Source organism: Serratia sp. Ag1, assembly GCF_000743355.1.
Lineage (GTDB): Bacteria > Pseudomonadota > Gammaproteobacteria > Enterobacterales > Enterobacteriaceae > Chania.
In genome coordinates this window covers 14,298-33,172 of record NZ_JQEI01000027.1, presented here as the reverse complement: position 1 = coordinate 33,172, position 18,875 = coordinate 14,298, and the positions used below count along the sequence as shown (strand labels likewise).

The following is an 18,875-nucleotide window of genomic DNA, read 5'->3' as shown; positions in this document are numbered from 1 at the left end:
GGGGAATGATGCTTGCCATGGAGAATGGTGTGTAGGCGCAGGGGGATCTCATCTATACCCTTCATACTTCAAGTTGCTTGGGTGTTGGCTGCGTTACTCGGCCCATACTGTGCCTCGCCCCTTCGGTGCCGCTGCAAGCAGCGTTCAAATCTGCCAAGCAGATTTGTCACTTTTGGGTATATTCGTCATGTTTCAAATTACCTGTACGTGAGTTCTCCTGCCATATCACTTGTTGATTTAATAGGATTCATCTTAAGGGTTGGACCCCAGCCGTTTGTCTGCAAAAGTTCTTTTAGCATCAATGACCTTGAAGGCTAATGACCATTGTGCAACCACATGCGGTAATACTTAATGTATTTTAATGGGTAATCACATATGCGTATTAACACATCATTACTGACAATAGTTGCCGGACTATTCTGCATTTCAGGGATGACCTACGCACAACAAACACACCTTGGCGTGACCAAAACCATCAAGATTACCGTGAATATCAGTGACAGTATTTTTGTCTCACGGCCAGACGGCGGTGGCTGGTACAACACAGTAAATCTTGCCGCAACGGACGGTACACAGAAATCCTTCGCCGCTGATCTCCCGGTGCAAGTATGGACCAGCACGCCGGGCGTTAATGTCACTCTGGTTCATCCGCTTGATCTGACCCGGACTGATGCCGCCTACAAAATGGAAAAGGTTAACGTTAAGTTCGGTGACGGTGGTAACTCTGGCAAAGATCTGAACGCAGGCAATGTGTCACAGACATTTGCACAGAATATGAAAGTGGGTAATGGCTACCAAAGCGTCTACCATCTGCAAATCAAGGCAAATTCGCCCACCACCGCCGATCGGGCAGCGACACAGGGTTATTACACGGGGGATCTGGTCATGTTATTCGAGATCCCGACCAGCGCTATTTGAGGCAGAGTCCTCTGCGTTCAGATACGGTGAGGCTAACGGTGGCCGTTGTATTGGCCACCGTTATATCCGTCAAGCAACTCGAATCATTTTGGGCATACCCGATAAATGGGAGCGGTAATGGGCCAACGCCTATCAACCTTGCAATAACCTGATACTTTGCTGGATCTCGCGTTCAATATCGCTTTCTGTCCATTGATCCAGTTGCGAAGAAAAGGGCTCGAAAGCATATAACCCCCGATAACCCAAACGTTCCAGATTCTGTACCTGCGTTTGGCTCTGCAAGCGATCCTGGTCATTCAGCATAATCCGTTGCTCATCGGACAACGCACTTTTGGGCATCGGATCCACCACACCAGAAAGATGTACCAGGCCAATCAAATCGACCTGAATCTGCGCATCAAAGTCACTTTGATTCACCTCACTCAGGTAATGATGGAAGGTATCCAGCACCATTTTATAGGGGGCAGCAGCATCACGGATAAGTGCCTGGGTCAGTAGCGAAGAGCGCAACGAACTGATGCCAAAGCCCAAGGGTTCAACGTAGCCCGTAACGTCATACTGCTGAAACAGCGGAGCCAGCAGCTGCAGCGATTCCAGCGTATCTTCGCGCTTTTGCGCTTCACTGCGGCGATCGTCCGCGCTGCAGTTAGGACACAACACCAATGCCCGGCAGTGGAGAGCTTTTGCCTGTGCCAGCAGGGCTTCGGTTCTGGCCAGCAGCCCGGATTTGTCTTCCGGCAGGTTGAATTGCCCAAGTGCGTTGATGGTGACAATCTCAATCCCATATTTGGCTGCCAGCGCGTTGGTTTGTTCGTGATTCAGATCATCGGTCACGCTACCGCTGGGCATATCGTTGCGCAGTTCAACTTTGTTAAGCCCGCATTGCTTCACCAGCCGGAAAAAACTTTCCAGGCTGAGCTTGGGGGCGATCTTACGGTTGATGCAAAAACGTTCTAAGGCGATGGTCATCCGGCATAACTCCTGTCGTTAACGGTGGCGTAGTGTGTTGCTGTCCTATCTCTATAGGAATTTTTATTTCATATTTATATTATTTTGAAATTTTATTGTTTGATCGGGTTCAAGTAATCAGCAAGGTAAGTGTTGTTCATATCGTCTTTTTTCCGCGTTTTAGACCAGATTTGCGATACCCTTCATTAAAATTAAATTTCATAAAATAATTTATTTGAAATATTTTTTTCATTGAAATAGAGTTTCTCGCATCTGGTCAGGATTTCGCCTGTCTGTAACTGTGTAGACCTAAAGAGGGTGGGGAGATGCAAACTGTAGGTAACTTTATTGGTGGGCAGGTTTGCCTGAGCAGCAGCCAGCAGACTGCTGATGTCCATAACCCGGCCTCTGGGCAGGTGGAACGCCGCGTGACGCAAAGCACTGCCGCCGAGGTGCAACAGGCGATTGAGGTTGCTCATCAGGCGTTTACCGATTGGTCGCGCACCACGCCGTTGCGTCGGGCACGCATCATGTTCAATTTCAAAACCTTGCTGGAACAACACCGTGAAGAGCTGGCGCAACTGATCGTCAGCGAACATGGCAAGGTGTATTCCGATGCGCAGGGGGAACTGACGCGCGGGATCGAAGTGGTGGAGTTTGCCTGCGGTATTCCGCATCTGATCAAAGGGGAATATTCAGCGGATGTGGGGAGCGGTGTCGACAGTTTCTCGCTGATGCAGCCACTGGGCGTGGTTGCTGGCATCACCCCGTTCAACTTCCCGGCGATGGTGCCGATGTGGATGTTCCCTATCGCCCTGGTCTGCGGTAACACCTTCGTGCTGAAACCGCCAGCGCTGGTGCCTTCTGCCTCGGTGCGACTGGCACAACTGCTGCAAGAAGCCGGGTTACCTGACGGAGTATTCAACGTGGTGCACTGCGCCAACGAAGAAGCTACCCCGTTGTGCACCGATCCGCGTATTCAGGCGGTGAGCTTTGTTGGGTCGTCCGCCGTTGCTGAGCATATTTACACCACCGCCAGCGCCCACGGTAAACGCGTGCAGGCGTTTGGTGCGGCAAAGAATCAGGCGATCGTGATGCCGGATGCCGATCTGGATGCGACGGTGAATGCCTTGATGGGCGGTGCGTTTGGTTCTGCCGGTGAGCGTTGTATGGCACTGCCGATAGCGGTGGTGGTGGGCGACAGCACGGCGGATAAGCTGATCTCCAGGCTCAAACCGCTGATTACCCAGTTGCGCGTTGGCCCTGGTATGCAGCAGGGGGGCGAAGAAAACGAAATGGGGCCGCTGGTTTCGTCGGCTCACCAGCAAAAAGTGCTGGGGTACATCGATCTCGGGGTGGAAGAAGGGGCGACGTTGGTGACCGATGGCCGCCATTATCAGGTGCCGGGTTATCCGCAAGGATATTATGTGGGCGGCACATTGTTCGATCACGTCACGCCGGATATGCGTATTTACCGTGAAGAGATCTTCGGGCCGGTGCTGGGGATCGTGCGCGTAGCGGACTACCAGACCGCGATCGAGACGGTGAACAGCCATGAGTTCGGTAACGGCAGCGCGATTTTTACCAGCAGTGGCCACTATGCCCGCCAGTTTGTGCAAGAAGTGCAGGCCGGGATGGTTGGGGTGAATGTGCCCGTACCGGTGCCGATGGCGTTTCACAGTTTTGGCGGTTGGAAACGCTCGGTGTTTGGTGCGCTTAACGTACATGGCACCGACGGCGTGCGCTTCTATACCCGCATGAAAACCGCCACTGCCCGTTGGCCCACGGGTCAGCAGACGCTGTCTGAATTCAGTATGCCCACGCTGGGGTAATTGAGAGGATATCAGGAGAATTGCTATGTCTTCATTACTGGCCAAATGCCAGCCGCCGGATGCGCAAGGATGCATTCAAGCAGTGACGCCAGAGAACGCGGGCTGGCGTTACGTCGGGTTTGAGGTCTATCGCTTGCTGGCTGGGCAAACGTTGCAATTGGCCAGTGCGGACAACGAGCTGTGTCTGGTGCTGGTGGCAGGTATTGCCTCTGTGGCGACTCTGCACGCGGAATATCCGCACATTGGTAAACGCATGAGCCCGTTTGAACGTACCCCGCCTTATGCGGTGTATGTCCCGCATCAGGATCGCGTAGAAGTCCGGGCGGAAAGCGAGCTGGAACTGGCGGTATGCCGCGCTCCAGGCCATGGGCATTTGCCTTCGCGCCTGATCACCCCGGCAGACGTCGGCGTTGAACGGCGCGGCAAAGGCCGCAATCAGCGGCTGGTGCATAATATTCTGCCGGATAGCGCACCGGCTGACAGTCTGCTGGTGGTCGAAGTCTATACCGATGAAGGTAATACCAGTTCCTACCCGAGCCATAAACACGATCGGGAAGATTCAGCGGATGAAACCTATCTGGAAGAAACCTATTACCACCGTCTCAGCCCCGAGCAGGGTTTCTGTCTGCAGCGGGTATATACCGACGATCGTTCTTTGGACGAATGCATGCCGGTGTATAACCGTGATGTGGTGAAAGTACCGCGCGGCTACCACCCGGTGGCGACGCTGGCGGGGTATGACAGCTATTATCTCAACGTGATGGCCGGGCCGGTGCGCCAGTGGAAATTCACCTGGGAGAAGGATCACGCCTGGATTAATGGCGTGGGTTATTCGTCGGGTGAATCAGCGCGGTAAAGATAAGGCGCTTGATGACAAAGTGGTCTTTTAGCCCGAGATACCCGGGTCTAGCGCACCGAGGGGCGCTCCGACGGCTTACGCCGTTACGACCCCTTCGGCACGCTCCCCCTAATAACTGGCTTTGTCAGCCGTCTGATGCGCTGCATGGCAGCACCATCCCCTTACAACTCCTTCGCGTTATTCAGCGCCAGCGACACCGCCAGCGTCTGTGCCAGGCACATCGAGGCTACCTGCGAGCGGAACCCATCGACCTGCGCTTCACGCACCACAAAGCAGACATCGCTGAAGGCGGCCAGCGGGCTGACCTGGCTGTCGGTAATGGCGATCTGTAGTGCGCCCTGTTTGGCCCCTAATTCCACCAGTTCAATCGCTTCTTTGGCGTACGGCGAGTAGCTGATGGCGATCACCACATCTTTGGGTTTCACCATGCTGAGCTGTTCGGTAAACATGCCGCCCAAACCATCGATCAGGAATGCGCGTCTTTCCAGATGGCGCAGGGCATAGGTGAGGTAAGAGGCTACGCTGAACGAACGGCGCAGGCCAATCACATAGATATTTTCTGCGTTATTCAACAGTTCAACCGCCCGATCCAACTGCTCGGCGCTGGTTTGCATGGCTAACTGTTGCAGCGCCTGCGAGTTAACCATGGTGAAAACGTTGAGGATTTCGGTAGGCTTTTCTGGCGCGACGCTATCATCGGAAGAGGTTTGGCGGAACAGGCGGGCCCGCTCGGTGTAGTTGACCGTTTCTTCCATTAAGTGCTGGCGAAAGACCTGTTTCATTTCGTTAAAACCATTGAAGCCAAAGGCGTTAGCGAAACGGATCAGCGTCGATGGTGGAACGCTGGCCTGTGCGGCGATGGAGGCAACGGTATCGAAAGCAATGCTGTTACTGTTATCCAGAATATAACGCGCAACCTGTTTTAAACGCTTGCTGAGCGTTTCATAACGGCGGCGAATCTCATCCTGTAACAGCGAAAGTTGAGTTGGGTTATTCATCCATTAGGCTCGCAGTAGGGGGAGGGGGCGCATCGGTTTATACGCCTGAATTTTCAGCAGGCCATTCTAACAGATGGAGCGGAAATTTCATTTCATCAAAAAGCGATTTATTCCATTACAAGCTGAGTTATCTCACAGAAAATCGGCAAAAACCCCGCTTAAAGCGGCGAAAAGGCGCTTAAGGGGAAATGAGGCAACGGTGGTCAGTTAAGCCAACAAGTTCCTGATTGTTTGGCTCCATACTGAAGGCTGGGCCCTGCACCTCGTCCACGCTTATTATCGGTGAGATGAGCACGGGTGTTGAGGCCATTGAAGGCGCCGAACGGAGACACGGCGCATAGGCGAACGCGCCACGGACGGCGCGTTCAGGCGAGACAGTCAGGGACGACTGTCGTAGCCGGCCTTAATGCGCGGTGGCGGAGTGAGGGAAGTGGGCGAAGCCCACCGCCTGATATGGCCAGGGCCGGGGTGTTGGGGGCTGGCTCTTGAGCCCCCAACTCGGTCGCGTTCACCACGTTAGTGAATAAACACAAAAAGTGTAGCGACCGAAATAAACACACATCCCATAACAAACCTCAAAATGTGAACAAGAAACAGCCCCAAGGAGAGGGAATGGGTTAAGTTTAACGGGGAACGGTTTTCCGGTCAGGCTGCGGGCGATACTGCCGCCACAGGCCGATCAGCGTCAGGTATTTCTGTTTCACCTGTTCGATTAAGGCAGTATCATTGATCTCCCCTTGCAGCCAGCGGCGGGAAGAGGGCCCAAAGATAGTGCGGCCAACCGCGAAACCTTTTACCCAACGGGCGTCTGCGGCGGCGGCAAAACCCGCTTGCAGCGTGGCCTCCGGGGCATCCAGCCCCAGAATTAATACCCCTCTGCAAAACGGGTCATGCAATTCAAGCAGGGTACCGACCTGCCGCCAACTGGCGGCACTCAGCGGGGGCAGTTTCCACCAGTCGGGCTTGATGCCAAGTTGGTAAAAATGCTCCAGCACGGCCAGATAATGGCGCTCGTCTTTATCGGTGTAGTTCTCCGGTAAAATCACTTCAAGCAACAGTTCGTGGCCGGATTTACAGCAACCGCGATACACCTCGGCAATCCATTCATCCTGCTCATGGCGCAAGTCTGCCGCATCCTGTGGGTGATAGAACACCAGGCATTTCACGACATGTTCCTGCGGCCAATCAAGCAACTGCGAGCCAATATTGCCGTGTTCCAGCCGCAATGGGCGCGAACCCGGCTGCTCGACTGGGCGACCAATCCACCATCCTTGGCCGGTGATCTCATTCAGCGCCGCCTGGCCATAGGTGGTATCAGCCAAAATACCGCTATTGCCCTTCAGACCAGCTTCTGCCGCCGCAGCCTGAGCCGCGCTTAACAGCAGAGTTTTCAACTGAGGAATACGTTCAAGGCTGGCACCTGCCTGATGCGCCATATCGGCTAACTGCTTGCGGTGATCGAAGGCAAACACGCACAACTCATGCCATTGCTGCTTACGCGTGGTCACCCGGTGCAGATGATTCAGCTGTGCATCACGATCCGGGCGCGGCACGTGCTGCTCACGTTGCAGATAGTCATCCAGCTCCAGTTTGGTGGGCATCGCCGGTGCGCAACCGTGGCGTGATACCACCAGCGCCCCGCAGGCATTGGCATAGCGACATGCCTGATCCCAACCTTCGTCATTCAGGTAGCCGCGCAGCAGACCAGACATAAAGGCATCGCCAGCGCCCAGCACGTTGAGCACCTCGACCCGCACGCCAGAATGCAGTTTCACCTGTTGCCAGTCTGTGGCGATGGCTCCTTCAAAGACGGAACAACCCTGTGCTCCGCGTTTGCACACCAGCGTTGCCTGCGTGGTTTTACGCACGTTTTGCAGAGCGACCAGCGTATCGGTGCTGCCCCCGGCAATATGGAATTCTTCTTCAGTGCCGACGATCAGATCGAAATGATGCAGCACTTCCTGCAGTTCGCGGGTGACGTTTTCTGATTCTACGAAGCGGGTTTCACCATCGCCTAACGAGGTCAGCCCCCAAAGCACCGGGCGGTAATCGATATCCAACGCGGTGCGTAGCCCGTGGCGACGTGCGTATTCCAGCGCTTTCAGTACCGCCGCGCGGGTATTGGGGTGTGAAAGGTGGGTGCCGGTGATCGCCAGCGCCCGGGACGAGGCGATGTAGCTTTCATCAATATCTTCGGGCGTCAGGGCCATATCAGCGCAGTTTTCACGGTAAAAAATCAGCGGGAAGGTTTCCTGATCCTTGATGCCGAGGATCACCAGCCCGGTCAGGCGCTGTTTATCGGTGATCAGATACTGCGTATCGGCCCCGACGCGTTGCAGTTCTTCGCGCAGGAAACGGCCCATGTGCTCATCCCCTACGCGGGCCAACATACCGGACTTGAGCCCCTGAATCGCCGTACCGTATGCCACGTTGCCGGACGAGCCGCCAAGGTATTTGGCAAAGGTGCTGGCATCTTCCAGGCGTGCGCCAATCTGTTGCGCATAGAAATCGACAGCGATGCGCCCAAGGCAGATCACATCAAGCTGTTTGTGTTGTGTAGCCATACCCGTTTCCTTCTGTATTAAGCGAAAGCCGACTGCGACCCGGTAAAGGAGGAAAATAAATTATGAGGAATAAAAATTTCAATTTCAATATTAAATGAAATTTATACCTCGTAAACGAGTGAGGCTGTAACCCGGGGTAAACCCTTTCCTGCCAAGTGTTGGCTGATAATTGACGGGTGTTTTTTACATCCTCACGATAAATAAAATTCATAATGTAATGAATTTATTATGTAAATTTGGTTTTTGATTCGATTGTTATGCGATCCTTATCGCAAAATGGAATATTTTTTCTGTTATTAAATATAATGGAAAATATATTTGTTTATAATCGATGGCGTTTCAGGTTTATCAGCATCACAAGTTTCTCAGGCCCAGGCATGGCATCCCGTTGCAGGGCACCTACGGATAACCAATCGAAAGGGTGAGTAAATGGGGAAGATCAGGTTAACCATGGCGCAGGCGCTGGTCAGATTTCTCGACAACCAGTATCTGTTGGCAGATGGTGTGGAGACCAAGTTCGTCAAAGGGATTTTCGCGATCTTTGGCCACGGCAATGTGCTCGGGCTTGGGCAGGCATTGGAACAGGATTGTGGCGATCTGCGGGTGCACCAGGGGCGCAATGAACAGGGCATGGCGCACGCCGCCACCGGTTTTGCCAAGCAGAAACTGCGGCGGCAGATCTATGCCTGCACTTCGTCCGTTGGCCCCGGCGCGGCCAATATGCTCACCGCTGCGGCCACGGCTACGGCGAACCGCATTCCGTTATTGCTGCTGCCGGGTGACGTGTTTGCCTCGCGCCAACCGGATCCGGTATTGCAGCAGATTGAGCAGTCTTACGATCTGAGTATCAGCACCAACGACGCCTTCCGTGCTGTCAGCAAATACTGGGATCGCATTGTGCGCCCAGAGCAACTGATGAGCGCCTGCATCAATGCCATGCGGGTGCTGACCGATCCGGCAGAAACCGGTGCCGTCACGCTGTGTCTACCGCAGGACGTGCAGGGCGAAGCCTACGACTACCCGGATTACTTCTTCCAGAAACGGCTGCATCGCCTCGATCGCCGCCCGGCCAGCGCAAGCATGTTGGCTGATGCGCTGGCGTTGTTGGCAAGTAAGCGCAAACCGCTGCTGATCTGCGGCGGTGGCGTGAAGTATTCGCAGGCTGGGCAGGTATTGAAGCAGTTCGCCGAGCAGTTCCATATTCCGTTTGCAGAAACCCAGGCCGGGAAAGGCACGGTGCCTTCCGATCACCCTTATAACCTGGGCGGTATCGGTGAAACCGGCTGTCTGGCGGCCAACATGCTGGCAAAACAGGCCGATATGGTGATTGGCGTTGGCACCCGCTATAGCGATTTCACCACCTCATCAAAATGGCTGTTTCAACATCCGGAAGTCGCTTTCCTCAATATCAACGTTAGCGCGTTTGATGCCGGGAAGTTGGACGCGGTGCAGGTGCTGGCGGATGCACGCGAGGCGCTGGAGGCCTTAAGTCACTCACTGGCGCAGACGCAGTACCGTTCCGATTGGGGCGATGCTATCCGCAACGCTCTCAGCGAACAACAGCAAGAAACTCAGCGCGTGTATCAGGCCACCTATACCGGTCGTGATTTTGTGCCAGAAATCGACGATTCCCTCGATCATCAGCGGGTATTTGCCGAATTTATCGCGAAAACCGATTCTGTGCTGACGCAAAGCCGGGTGCTGGGCGTACTGAATCAGCACCTGCCGCCAGACGGCATCATTGTCGCCGCTGCCGGTAGCCTGCCGGGTGACCTGCAGCGTGTCTGGCAAAACCGCAGTGAGCACGGTTATCACGTGGAATACGGTTACTCCTGCATGGGTTACGAAGTGAATGCCGCGCTGGGCGTCAAGCTCGCCGAACCACAGCGTGAAGTGTACGCCATGGTGGGTGACGGCGCGTTCATGATGCTGCATTCCGAACTGGTCACCTCGATCCAGGAAGGCTGCAAAATCAACGTGCTGCTGTTCGATAACATGACCAACGGCTGCATCAACAATCTGCAGATGGGCAACGGTATGGGCAGCTACACCACCGAGTTCCGCTTCCGTAACCCGCAGTGCGGACAATTGGATGGTGAACTGGTGCCAGTCAACTTTGCCATGCTGGCGGCGGCTTATGGCTGCAAAACCTACAGCGTAACCAATGAACAGCAATTGATCGACGCGCTGGTGGATGCGCGCAAGCAGCAGGTTTCTACCCTGCTGGATATCAAAGTGCTGCCCAAAACCATGGTGCACAACTATCTCAGCTGGTGGCGCGTGGGCGGGGCGCAGGTGGCTGAAAGTGAAAAGATTGCCGCTGCCGTCCGCAGACAGCAAGAGAACATCGAGCAAGCGCGTGATTACTGAATTCCTGGACGTGATATCTGCCGTACATAAGCGAGGAGAGCAAAAATGACATTGAATATTGGGGTGATTGGTACTGGAGCCATCGGCAGAGATCATATTCGCCGTTGCAGCAAAGTGTTGCAGGGCAGCCGTGTGGTGGCGGTGAATGATATTAACCGTGATAGCGCAGTCAAAGTGGTTAATGAACTGAGGCTGGATGCGCAGGTGTACGACAGCGGCCATGAACTGATCCGCGCTACCGATGTGCAGGCGGTGCTGGTGACTTCATGGGGGCCCAGCCATGAAGAGTTCGTGTTGGCGGCGATCGCCGCAGGTAAACCGGTATTTTGCGAAAAGCCGCTGGCGGTTACCGCGCAGGGCTGTAAAAACATCGTCGAAGCCGAAGCCAAACAGGGTAAGCGTCTGGTGCAGGTTGGTTTTATGCGCCCTTACGATCAGGGCTATCGAGCGCTGAAACAGGTGCTGACCAGCGGCCAAATTGGCGAACCCCTGATGCTGCATTGCGCGCACCGCAACCCGACGGTCGGCGAAGCCTACACCACGGATATGGCGATTACCGATACTTTGATCCACGAGATCGACGTGTTGCGCTGGCTGCTGGATGACGATTATGTCTCTGTACAGGTGGTATTCCCCCGTAAGTCTTCCAAAGCCTACTCACACCTGAAAGATCCGCAAATTGTGCTGCTTGAAACGGCCAAAGGGACTCGTATTGATGTGGAAATTTTTGTGAATTGCCAGTACGGCTACGACATTCAGTGTGAAGTTGTTGGTGAAACCGGTATTGCCAAGTTACCGGAACCTTCTGCCGTGCAGATGCGTAGCGGTGCCAAGCTTTCGACCGAGATCCTTACCGACTGGAAAGAACGTTTTATCGATGCCTATGACGTTGAACTGCAAGCTTTTATCAACGATGTGCAAACCGGCAAACTGACCGGCCCTTCGGCTTGGGATGGCTATGCCGCAGCGGTGGCTGCCGATGCCTGTATTGCCGCCCAGCTCAGTGGTGAAATTGTGCCGATCAGGCTGCCCATCCGCCCTGATTTTTACAGCAAATAAATAGGCCGCAAGCGGCGGGCATTAACCGATTACTGAGGCTGAAAATGAACCAGGAACATGTAAAGCTGGCCATCGCCCCGATTGGCTGGACCAACGACGATCTGCCTGAACTGGGGCAAGAAAATACCTTTCAGCAGTGCATTAGCGAAATGGCGCTGGCGGGGTTTACCGGCTGTGAAGTGGGCAGTAAATACCCGCGCGACCCGAAAGTGCTGAAACCGATGCTGGATATCCGTGGCATCCAGATCTGCAATGCCTGGTTCAGCACCTTCTTTGCGGATGGTTTGCCAGAGAAAACCATCGATGAATTTGTTAACCATATGAATTTCCTGCATGCCATGGGCGCAAAAGTGATTGGTTGTTCCGAGCAAAGCCGCAGCATCCAGGGCACCACCAAAGGGGTATTTGAAGAGAAACCTTATTTCAGTGACGCAGAGTGGCAGCGCGTTGCAGCTGGCTATAACCAACTGGCCAAAATAGCTGCCAGCAAAGGTATGCAGGTGTGTCTGCATCACCATATGGGCACTGGTATCCAGACGGCAGAAGAGATTGACCGTTATATGAGTATGGTGAACGACGATGTCTACCTGCTGTTCGATACCGGGCACGCGTATTATGCCGAAGGCAGCCAGAGCGCGATGCTGGCGATCCTGGAAAAATACCTGCCACGTATCAACCATGTGCATTTGAAAGACGTGCGTGATGACGTGGTTGCCACAGTGAAAGCCAACAGGCTGAGCTTTCTTGACGGCGTCAAGAAGGGTACTTTTACCGTGCCGGGTGACGGCGTGATCGACTTCCGACCGGTGTTTAAGCTGCTGGATGAATCTGGTTATCGTGGCTGGATGGTGGTAGAGGCCGAGCAGGATCCGGCGATTGCCAACCCATTTGAGTATGCGCTGAAAGCGCGGCGCTACCTGCGGGAAACTGCGGGTATTTAAACCGACGGGGCCCCGTAGTAATCAATAAAGGCTCAAAAAAACGCTTTACAAGTGATAATGAGAATGATTATTATTAATGCGCATTCAGGGGGAAGCCTCAATTTTTGATGCTCCTGCTTGAAGGCACGACATTGCTCACATTGCTTCCAGTGTTAATTTAGCCAGCTCGGGTGCTGGCTTTTTTTTTGCCCAAATCTATCCGTTCTATCCGCTTGCTGACTCGGCCAACTTATTTGCAACTCTGCTGAAAACTCCATCTAATTTTTTGACGAGAGGGGTGAGATTTTTACGCTTTCTTATTCTCCTGCCAAGACTAGACTGTAGAAAACATTGAGGAGAGTTGAAGATGATTTATTTACGCAAAGCAGAAGATCGCGGTCATGCCAATCATGGTTGGTTGGATAGTTGGCATAGTTTTTCATTTGCTGACTACTATGACCCTAACTTTATGGGGTTCTCGGCACTGCGAGTGATCAATGAAGATGTGATCGACGCCGGTCAGGGCTTTGGTACTCATCCCCATAAAGATATGGAGATCCTGACCTACATATTGAGTGGGACGGTAGAGCATCAGGACAGCATGGGGAATAAAGAGCAGATCCATGCCGGTGAGTTTCAGATCATGAGCGCGGGTACTGGGGTGCGCCACTCTGAGTACAATGCCAATAACGATCGCCCACTGCATCTTTATCAGATCTGGATTATCCCTGATCAGGTTGGGTTGACGCCACGTTATGAGCAGCGCAGGTTTGATGCCCCGCAGGGCCGCCAGTTGGTGCTGTCACCGGACGCCCGTGAAGGCTCGCTGAAAGTGTTCCAGGACATGACATTATCGCGTTGGGCACTGAAGAAAGATGAGCAGTCAGTGTACTCGATCCTGGCTGAGCGCCGGGTCTGGATCCAGGTGGTGCGTGGCAATGTTACGATTAACGGCCACAAAGCGGGGACCAGCGATGCGATTGCTGCGTGGGACGAAGTTGCACTGTCGATTCATGCCGATGAAGACAGCGAGATACTGCTGTTCGATCTGCCACCACAATAACGGAATCACGATCCCTGGGGTTCAGCGTGCTGAACCCCTTTTTTTGCCCGCAGAGCGCATAACCAACAATATCGGCCAGCGGTTTTTTTTGCTAGAATGGTTCCCCATTCACGGTAAGCCAGTTCATTGATAATGAAGAAAAAAAGGCCGGTGCTCCAAGATGTCGCGGATCAGGTTGGCGTCACTAAGATGACGGTGAGCCGCTATTTGCGCAACCCTGATCAGGTTTCTGCCGCCCTACAGCAGAAAATCGCGGTCGCGCTGGATGAGCTGGGTTATATCCCCAACCGTGCTCCGGATATTCTCTCCAACTCCACCAGCCGAGCGATCGGCGTGCTGTTGCCGTCGCTGACCAACCAGGTGTTTGCTGAAGTACTGCGTGGTATTGAGAGCGTGACCGATGCGCATAATTATCAGACCATGCTGGCGCACTATGGCTATCTGCCGGAGCGTGAGGAAGAACGCCTGACGTCTTTGCTGTCTTACAACATTGACGGGCTGATTCTGTCTGAACGTCACCACACTCCGCGAACGTTGAAGATGATCGAAGTGGCGGGGATCCCGGTGGTGGAACTGATGGACTGCGTCTCGCCCTGCATCGATCTGGCGGTCGGGTTCAATAACTTTGAAGCCGCTCGCCAGATGACTCAGCAAATTATCGCACGCGGCCACCGCCACGTGGTATATCTCGGCGCGCGCCAGGATGAACGTACCCTGATCAAACAGCAGGGTTATGAACAGGCGATGCGTGAATCCGGCCTTGAACCGCACAGTGTCATGACCACACGCTCTTCTTCTTACTCTGCCGGTGGCGAGCTGTTGCGTGAGGCGCAGCGCGATTATCCGCAGATCGACAGCATCTTTTGCACCAATGACGATCTGGCGATCGGCGCGGCGTTTGAATGCCAGCGTCAGGGGCTGGCGATCCCGCAGGATATGGCGATTGCCGGTTTCCACGGGCACGATATTGGCCAGGTGATGGTGCCGAAGTTGGCGAGCGTGTTGACGCCGCGTGAGCGTATGGGGCAGATCGGTGCGGAGCGTTTGCTGGCCCGTCTGCGTGGCGAAACGGTCGGCCCACGAATGGTGGATGTCGGTTTCACCGTGATCCCCGGCGGCAGCATCTGAAGCAGGGCGCTCATTTGCGCCCTCAGCCCTTTATTTCTGCAGTTCAGCCACGCAACGGCTGACGACACCTTCGATATCGGTGTCGATATCAATGCAAATCACGTCCTGTTCGTCGTCGCTGGGCTCTTCCAGAGCGTCAAACTGGCTTTTCAGCAGGTCAGTCGGCATAAAGTGCCCGGAGCGCGCTTGCAGGCGGGCCAGAATCACATCGAAGCTGCCTTTAAGGTAAATGAACACCATGTTTTCATTGTCTTTGCGCAGCAGATCGCGGTAGCGGCGTTTGAGTGCGGAACAGACAATAATCCCGGTTTCATTTTTATGATGCAGGCTGTACGCCGCATCGTTGAGGCGCTGCAACCAAGGCGCCCGATCATCGTCGTTCAATGGTTGCCCGCTGGCCATTTTCTGGATATTGGCGCGTGGATGCAGATCGTCGCCATCAATGAATTTTGCCTGGATTTCCCGCGCGACAGCCGCGCCAATGGTGGATTTACCACTACCGGAGACGCCCATCAGGATGATGCTTTTTCCCGCCATAAGTTTGATCTCTATCTCAGAATAAAAATTTCGCCTAGCTTCATGGTTCCGAATCTTAGCATGTTACCGGTATCATGATACGGGTAACAAATGGAGATGTGATTGTCATCACAAAGGGTAGAACCAGGGGTAGTCGTCTGTACTCAATCGCTCTCAAGCGGCCTGATAGCACCAGGACAGGGCTGTAAAACTAAAACCAAACACCCTCTTCGCCAGCGTTTGCGAAAAGGCTAAGTGATAAAAGATGGAGAAATATTATGCCATTAGTGATTGTTGCAGTCGGCGTAGCGATGCTACTGCTGCTGATGATCCGTTTTAAACTGAACGGCTTTATCTCGTTGATTCTGGTCGCGCTGGCGGTTGGGATCATGCAGGGTATGCCAGTAGATAAGGTGATTACTTCCATCAAGGCTGGTGTGGGTGGCACTTTGGGGGGCCTGGCGCTGATCATGGGCTTTGGTGCCATGCTGGGTAAACTGCTGGCGGACTGTGGTGGCGCACAACGTATCGCTACCACCCTGATCGACAAGTTTGGCAAGCAACATATTCAATGGGCGATTGTGCTCACCGGTTTTACCGTCGGTTTCGCTTTGTTCTACGAAGTGGGCTTCGTCTTGCTGTTGCCGTTGGTGTTCACCATCGCCGCTTCTGCGCGTATTCCGTTGCTGTATGTCGGTGTGCCCATGGCTGCGGCGCTGTCTGTCACTCATGGTTTCCTGCCGCCGCACCCTGGCCCAACCGCGATTGCCACGATCTTCCATGCGGACATGGGTAAAACCCTGCTGTTCGGTACGCTGCTGGCGATCCCGACCGTGATTCTGGCGGGCCCGGTGTATGCCCGTTTCCTGAAAGGCATCGATAAGCCGATTCCTGAAGGTTTGTACAACCCAAAAACCTTTAGCGAAGCAGAAATGCCCAGTTTTACGGTCAGCGTGATGACTTCGCTGGTGCCGGTGATCCTGATGGCATTGCGTGCGGTTGCGGAAATGGTGCTGCCAAAAGGCCATGCTGCTCTGCCCTATGCAGAGTTCTTCGGCGATCCGGTCATGGCAACGCTGATTGCGGTATTGATCGCTATCTTCACCTTCGGCCTGAACCGTGGCCGCAGTATGGATGAAGTCATGGCTACCGTGACCGAGTCGATCAAAATCATTGCCATGATGCTGTTGATCATCGGCGGTGGCGGCGCGTTCAAGCAGGTGCTGGTGGACAGCGGAGTAGATAAGTACATTGCCAGCATGATGCAGAGCAGCGGCGTTTCACCGATCCTGATGGCTTGGTCGATCGCCGCGATACTGCGCATTGCGCTGGGGTCTGCCACCGTAGCGGCGATTACCGCAGGCGGTATTGTGGCTCCACTGATCGCCACCACCGGGGTCAGCCCGGAACTGATGGTGATCGCCGTGGGTTCAGGCAGCGTGATCTTCTCGCACGTTAACGATCCTGGCTTCTGGCTGTTCAAGGAGTATTTCAACCTGACGATTGTGGAAACCATCAAGTCCTGGTCAGTGCTGGAAACCATCATTTCAGTCTGCGGCCTGATTGGCTGTCTGTTGCTGGCGATGGTAATTTAACGTTGTAACGCCAGGGCGCAGCAGCGCCCTGGCTTGCTACAGTTTCATATAAGCGCGGATGCCATCCAGGAACATCTGGGTAGAGAGCATCACCAGAATCAGCCCCATCAACCTTTCCAGCGCGCTCACCCCTTTGCTGCCCAGCAGGCGCAGGAACAGGTTCGACATCAGCAGGATCGCCGCAGACAACCCCCAGGCAATCAGCAGCGCCACCACCAGATGCGACAACTGGTTAGGATACTGGTGCGAAAGCAGCATCAATGCCGCCAGAATCGAAGGCCCGGCCACCAGTGGAATGGCAAGCGGCACCAGAAAGGGTTCTTCACCGGCAGAAAGGCCGGTACTGTTCCCCTCCTGAGACGGGAAAATCATCTTGATGGCAATCAGGAACAAGATAATCCCGCCGGAGATCGACACGGTTTCGGTGCGCAGACTGAGAAATGCCAGAATGCGCTCACCGGCAAACAGAAAGATCAGCATCAGCAGCAGGGCGATCAGCAACTCACGCACCAACACTATCCGGCGTCGGCGGGGCTCCAGATGCTTGAGCACCGACATAAAAATCGGCAGGTTACCCAGCGGATCCATGATTAAAAACAGCAGCACGGTGGCCGAAATCATCTCTGTCATCATTACCTCGACATTTGAAAAATGTACCGGTTGTTCCGGTAACACCCTGGTCTCTACATCCCCATCTCTTAGAAGGATGGCAGATATATAAGAAGCATTGCTGAGAATTGCTCAGCCATCGAATAAATTCACTTTGCGCTTGCGCCGACATTTTGTAAGGTGGGTATACCCTTCATACTTGAAGTTGCAGGGGTGTTGGCTGCCTTCGCTCACCCGAATCACTTACTTGAGTAAGCTCATCGGGATTTGCTCTGTTGCCGCCTACCTGCAACTCCAAGTATTTTGGGTATAAATATATTCATCACATTACGACATCGTCGTTATCCCCAAGGCAGGATTGTAAATTATGAAAAACGTTGGTTTCATCGGTTGGCGCGGTATGGTCGGTTCTGTACTTATGCAACGCATGACAGAAGAGCGCGATTTTGACGCCATTCGCCCGGTATTTTTCTCCACCTCGCAGCACGGCGCTGCTGCCCCGGCTTTTGGTGGCCAGCAGGGTACGCTGCAAGATGCGTATGATGTTGAGGCGCTGCGCGCGCTTGATATCATAATTACCTGCCAGGGCGGCGATTATACCAGTGAAATCTATCCAAAGTTGCGTGCAACCGGCTGGAACGGCTATTGGATCGACGCAGCCTCTTCTCTGCGCATGAACGACGATGCGATTATCATCCTCGACCCGGTGAACCACGAAGTGATCCAGCAAGGGCTGAATAAAGGCATCAAAACCTTTGTCGGTGGGAACTGTACGGTCAGCCTGATGCTGATGTCACTGGGTGGCCTGTTTGCCAACAATCTGGTGGAGTGGGCGTCGGTGGCAACCTACCAGGCGGCGTCCGGTGGCGGTGCGCGTCATATGCGTGAATTGCTGACGCAAATGGGGATGCTGCACGCTGACGTAGCCAAAGAGCTGCAGAACCCGGCTTCGGCCATTCTGGAGATCGAACGCAAAGTCACGGAAGCCACGCGTTCCGGCAAGTTGCCAACCGATAACTTTGGTGTGCCGTTGGCGGGCAGTCTGATCCCATGGATCGACAAGCAACTGGATAACGGCCAGAGCCGCGAAGAGTGGAAAGGCCAGGCGGAAACCAACAAAATCCTCAATACGTCGGCGATCATTCCTGTCGATGGCCTGTGTGTGCGGGTTGGTGCGCTGCGTTGCCACAGCCAGGCATTTACCCTGAAGCTGAAAAAGGATGTGCCACTGGCCGAAATCGAACAACTGCTGGCGACGCACAATGACTGGGTGCGGGTGATCCCGAACGACCGTGAGCTGACCATGCGTGAGCTGACGCCTGCGGCAGTGACCGGTACGCTGAACACGCCGGTTGGCCGCCTGCGCAAGCTGAATATGGGGCCGGAATATCTGTCTGCCTTCACCGTCGGCGATCAGTTGCTGTGGGGTGCCGCCGAACCGTTGCGCCGTATGCTGCGTATTCTGTTATAACATTGATCTCGAGGCGACCTCGGTT

The 18,875-nt window shown here is 54.1% G+C and carries 15 protein-coding genes; 10 read left to right on the top strand and 5 right to left on the bottom strand.

Annotation, left to right across the window (positions count from 1 at the left end; translation table 11 throughout):
• Window positions 1-375 precede the first annotated feature (375 nt).
• On the top strand, window positions 376-918 hold the full coding sequence (locus tag IV04_RS17620; protein WP_081893243.1) for a CS1 type fimbrial major subunit: 543 nt from the start codon (window positions 376-378) through the stop codon (window positions 916-918).
• A 132-nt stretch (window positions 919-1,050) separates the two neighbouring features.
• Here the strand turns inward: IV04_RS17620 and IV04_RS17615 are convergent, their stop codons facing one another.
• Window positions 1,051-1,887: a TIM barrel protein gene (locus tag IV04_RS17615; protein ID WP_037404545.1), complete on the bottom strand. Its 837-nt coding sequence runs from the start codon at window positions 1,885-1,887 to the stop codon at window positions 1,051-1,053.
• A gap of 305 nt (window positions 1,888-2,192) precedes the next feature.
• Between IV04_RS17615 and IV04_RS17610 the strand changes: the two genes are divergently transcribed.
• Together IV04_RS17610 and iolB are read left to right on the top strand one after the other, a co-directional pair.
• On the top strand, window positions 2,193-3,698 hold the full coding sequence (locus tag IV04_RS17610) for a CoA-acylating methylmalonate-semialdehyde dehydrogenase (protein ID WP_037404544.1): 1,506 nt from the start codon (window positions 2,193-2,195) through the stop codon (window positions 3,696-3,698).
• A gap of 25 nt (window positions 3,699-3,723) precedes the next feature.
• Window positions 3,724-4,554, top strand: a complete 831-nt coding sequence (gene iolB, locus IV04_RS17605) for a 5-deoxy-glucuronate isomerase (protein ID WP_037404543.1) — start codon at window positions 3,724-3,726, stop codon at window positions 4,552-4,554.
• Between the two features lie 164 nt (window positions 4,555-4,718).
• On the opposite strand, the gene IV04_RS17600 is transcribed toward iolB, so the two are convergent.
• Both IV04_RS17600 and iolC read right to left on the bottom strand, forming a co-directional pair.
• Window positions 4,719-5,555, bottom strand: a complete 837-nt coding sequence (locus IV04_RS17600) for a MurR/RpiR family transcriptional regulator (protein WP_037398022.1) — start codon at window positions 5,553-5,555, stop codon at window positions 4,719-4,721.
• A gap of 623 nt (window positions 5,556-6,178) precedes the next feature.
• Window positions 6,179-8,119 (bottom strand): 5-dehydro-2-deoxygluconokinase, encoded by a 1,941-nt coding sequence (gene iolC, locus IV04_RS17595; protein ID WP_037398025.1) that lies wholly within the window; start codon window positions 8,117-8,119, stop codon window positions 6,179-6,181.
• 429 nt (window positions 8,120-8,548) lie between these two features.
• Here iolC and iolD point away from each other — a divergent pair, with 429 nt between their 5' ends.
• The 5 genes from iolD (at window position 8,549) to gntR (ending at window position 14,659) form a co-directional block, all read left to right on the top strand.
• A complete protein-coding gene (gene iolD, locus IV04_RS17590; RefSeq protein ID WP_037398028.1) occupies window positions 8,549-10,489 on the top strand; it encodes a 3D-(3,5/4)-trihydroxycyclohexane-1,2-dione acylhydrolase (decyclizing) in 1,941 nt (646 codons plus the stop codon).
• A gap of 45 nt (window positions 10,490-10,534) precedes the next feature.
• A complete protein-coding gene (locus IV04_RS17585; RefSeq protein WP_037398031.1) occupies window positions 10,535-11,548 on the top strand; it encodes a Gfo/Idh/MocA family protein in 1,014 nt (337 codons plus the stop codon).
• Between the two features lie 44 nt (window positions 11,549-11,592).
• Window positions 11,593-12,489, top strand: a complete 897-nt coding sequence (gene iolE / locus IV04_RS17580; protein WP_037398034.1) for a myo-inosose-2 dehydratase — start codon at window positions 11,593-11,595, stop codon at window positions 12,487-12,489.
• Window positions 12,490-12,835: 346 nt separating this feature from the next.
• The gene (locus IV04_RS17575; protein ID WP_037398037.1) at window positions 12,836-13,531 is read left to right on the top strand and encodes a pirin family protein; all 696 of its coding nucleotides are present in this window, start codon (window positions 12,836-12,838) and stop codon (window positions 13,529-13,531) included.
• A 132-nt stretch (window positions 13,532-13,663) separates the two neighbouring features.
• The gene (gntR, locus tag IV04_RS17570) at window positions 13,664-14,659 is read left to right on the top strand and encodes a gluconate operon transcriptional repressor GntR (protein WP_037398040.1); all 996 of its coding nucleotides are present in this window, start codon (window positions 13,664-13,666) and stop codon (window positions 14,657-14,659) included.
• Window positions 14,660-14,689: 30 nt separating this feature from the next.
• Here the strand turns inward: gntR and IV04_RS17565 are convergent, their stop codons facing one another.
• Window positions 14,690-15,196 carry a gluconokinase gene (locus IV04_RS17565; protein ID WP_037398043.1) on the bottom strand — a complete coding sequence of 169 codons (507 nt, stop codon included), beginning with the start codon at window positions 15,194-15,196 and terminating at the stop codon, window positions 14,690-14,692.
• A 257-nt stretch (window positions 15,197-15,453) separates the two neighbouring features.
• On the opposite strand from IV04_RS17565, the gene gntT reads away from it, so the two are divergent.
• Window positions 15,454-16,770: a gluconate transporter gene (gntT, locus tag IV04_RS17560; RefSeq protein ID WP_037398046.1), complete on the top strand. Its 1,317-nt coding sequence runs from the start codon at window positions 15,454-15,456 to the stop codon at window positions 16,768-16,770.
• Between the two features lie 36 nt (window positions 16,771-16,806).
• On the opposite strand, the gene IV04_RS17555 is transcribed toward gntT, so the two are convergent.
• Window positions 16,807-17,400: a YhgN family NAAT transporter gene (locus IV04_RS17555; protein WP_037398077.1), complete on the bottom strand. Its 594-nt coding sequence runs from the start codon at window positions 17,398-17,400 to the stop codon at window positions 16,807-16,809.
• Window positions 17,401-17,746: 346 nt separating this feature from the next.
• On the opposite strand from IV04_RS17555, the gene asd reads away from it, so the two are divergent.
• A complete protein-coding gene (gene asd / locus IV04_RS17550) occupies window positions 17,747-18,850 on the top strand; it encodes an aspartate-semialdehyde dehydrogenase (RefSeq protein ID WP_037398049.1) in 1,104 nt (367 codons plus the stop codon).
• Window positions 18,851-18,875: the final 25 nt, after the last annotated feature.

Bases quoted from the DNA above. Each gene is read 5' to 3' on its own strand.
- IV04_RS17620 (WP_081893243.1), top strand. From the start codon at position 376: ATGCGTATTAACACATCATTACTGACAATAGTTGCCGGACTATTCTGC.
- IV04_RS17615 (WP_037404545.1), bottom strand. From the start codon at position 1,887: ATGACCATCGCCTTAGAACGTTTTTGCATCAACCGTAAGATCGCCCCC.
- IV04_RS17610 (WP_037404544.1), top strand. From the start codon at position 2,193: ATGCAAACTGTAGGTAACTTTATTGGTGGGCAGGTTTGCCTGAGCAGC.
- iolB (WP_037404543.1), top strand. From the start codon at position 3,724: ATGTCTTCATTACTGGCCAAATGCCAGCCGCCGGATGCGCAAGGATGC.
- IV04_RS17600 (WP_037398022.1), bottom strand. From the start codon at position 5,555: ATGAATAACCCAACTCAACTTTCGCTGTTACAGGATGAGATTCGCCGC.
- iolC (WP_037398025.1), bottom strand. From the start codon at position 8,119: ATGGCTACACAACACAAACAGCTTGATGTGATCTGCCTTGGGCGCATC.
- iolD (WP_037398028.1), top strand. From the start codon at position 8,549: ATGGGGAAGATCAGGTTAACCATGGCGCAGGCGCTGGTCAGATTTCTC.
- IV04_RS17585 (WP_037398031.1), top strand. From the start codon at position 10,535: ATGACATTGAATATTGGGGTGATTGGTACTGGAGCCATCGGCAGAGAT.
- iolE (WP_037398034.1), top strand. From the start codon at position 11,593: ATGAACCAGGAACATGTAAAGCTGGCCATCGCCCCGATTGGCTGGACC.
- IV04_RS17575 (WP_037398037.1), top strand. From the start codon at position 12,836: ATGATTTATTTACGCAAAGCAGAAGATCGCGGTCATGCCAATCATGGT.
- gntR (WP_037398040.1), top strand. From the start codon at position 13,664: ATGAAGAAAAAAAGGCCGGTGCTCCAAGATGTCGCGGATCAGGTTGGC.
- IV04_RS17565 (WP_037398043.1), bottom strand. From the start codon at position 15,196: ATGGCGGGAAAAAGCATCATCCTGATGGGCGTCTCCGGTAGTGGTAAA.
- gntT (WP_037398046.1), top strand. From the start codon at position 15,454: ATGCCATTAGTGATTGTTGCAGTCGGCGTAGCGATGCTACTGCTGCTG.
- IV04_RS17555 (WP_037398077.1), bottom strand. From the start codon at position 17,400: ATGACAGAGATGATTTCGGCCACCGTGCTGCTGTTTTTAATCATGGAT.
- asd (WP_037398049.1), top strand. From the start codon at position 17,747: ATGAAAAACGTTGGTTTCATCGGTTGGCGCGGTATGGTCGGTTCTGTA.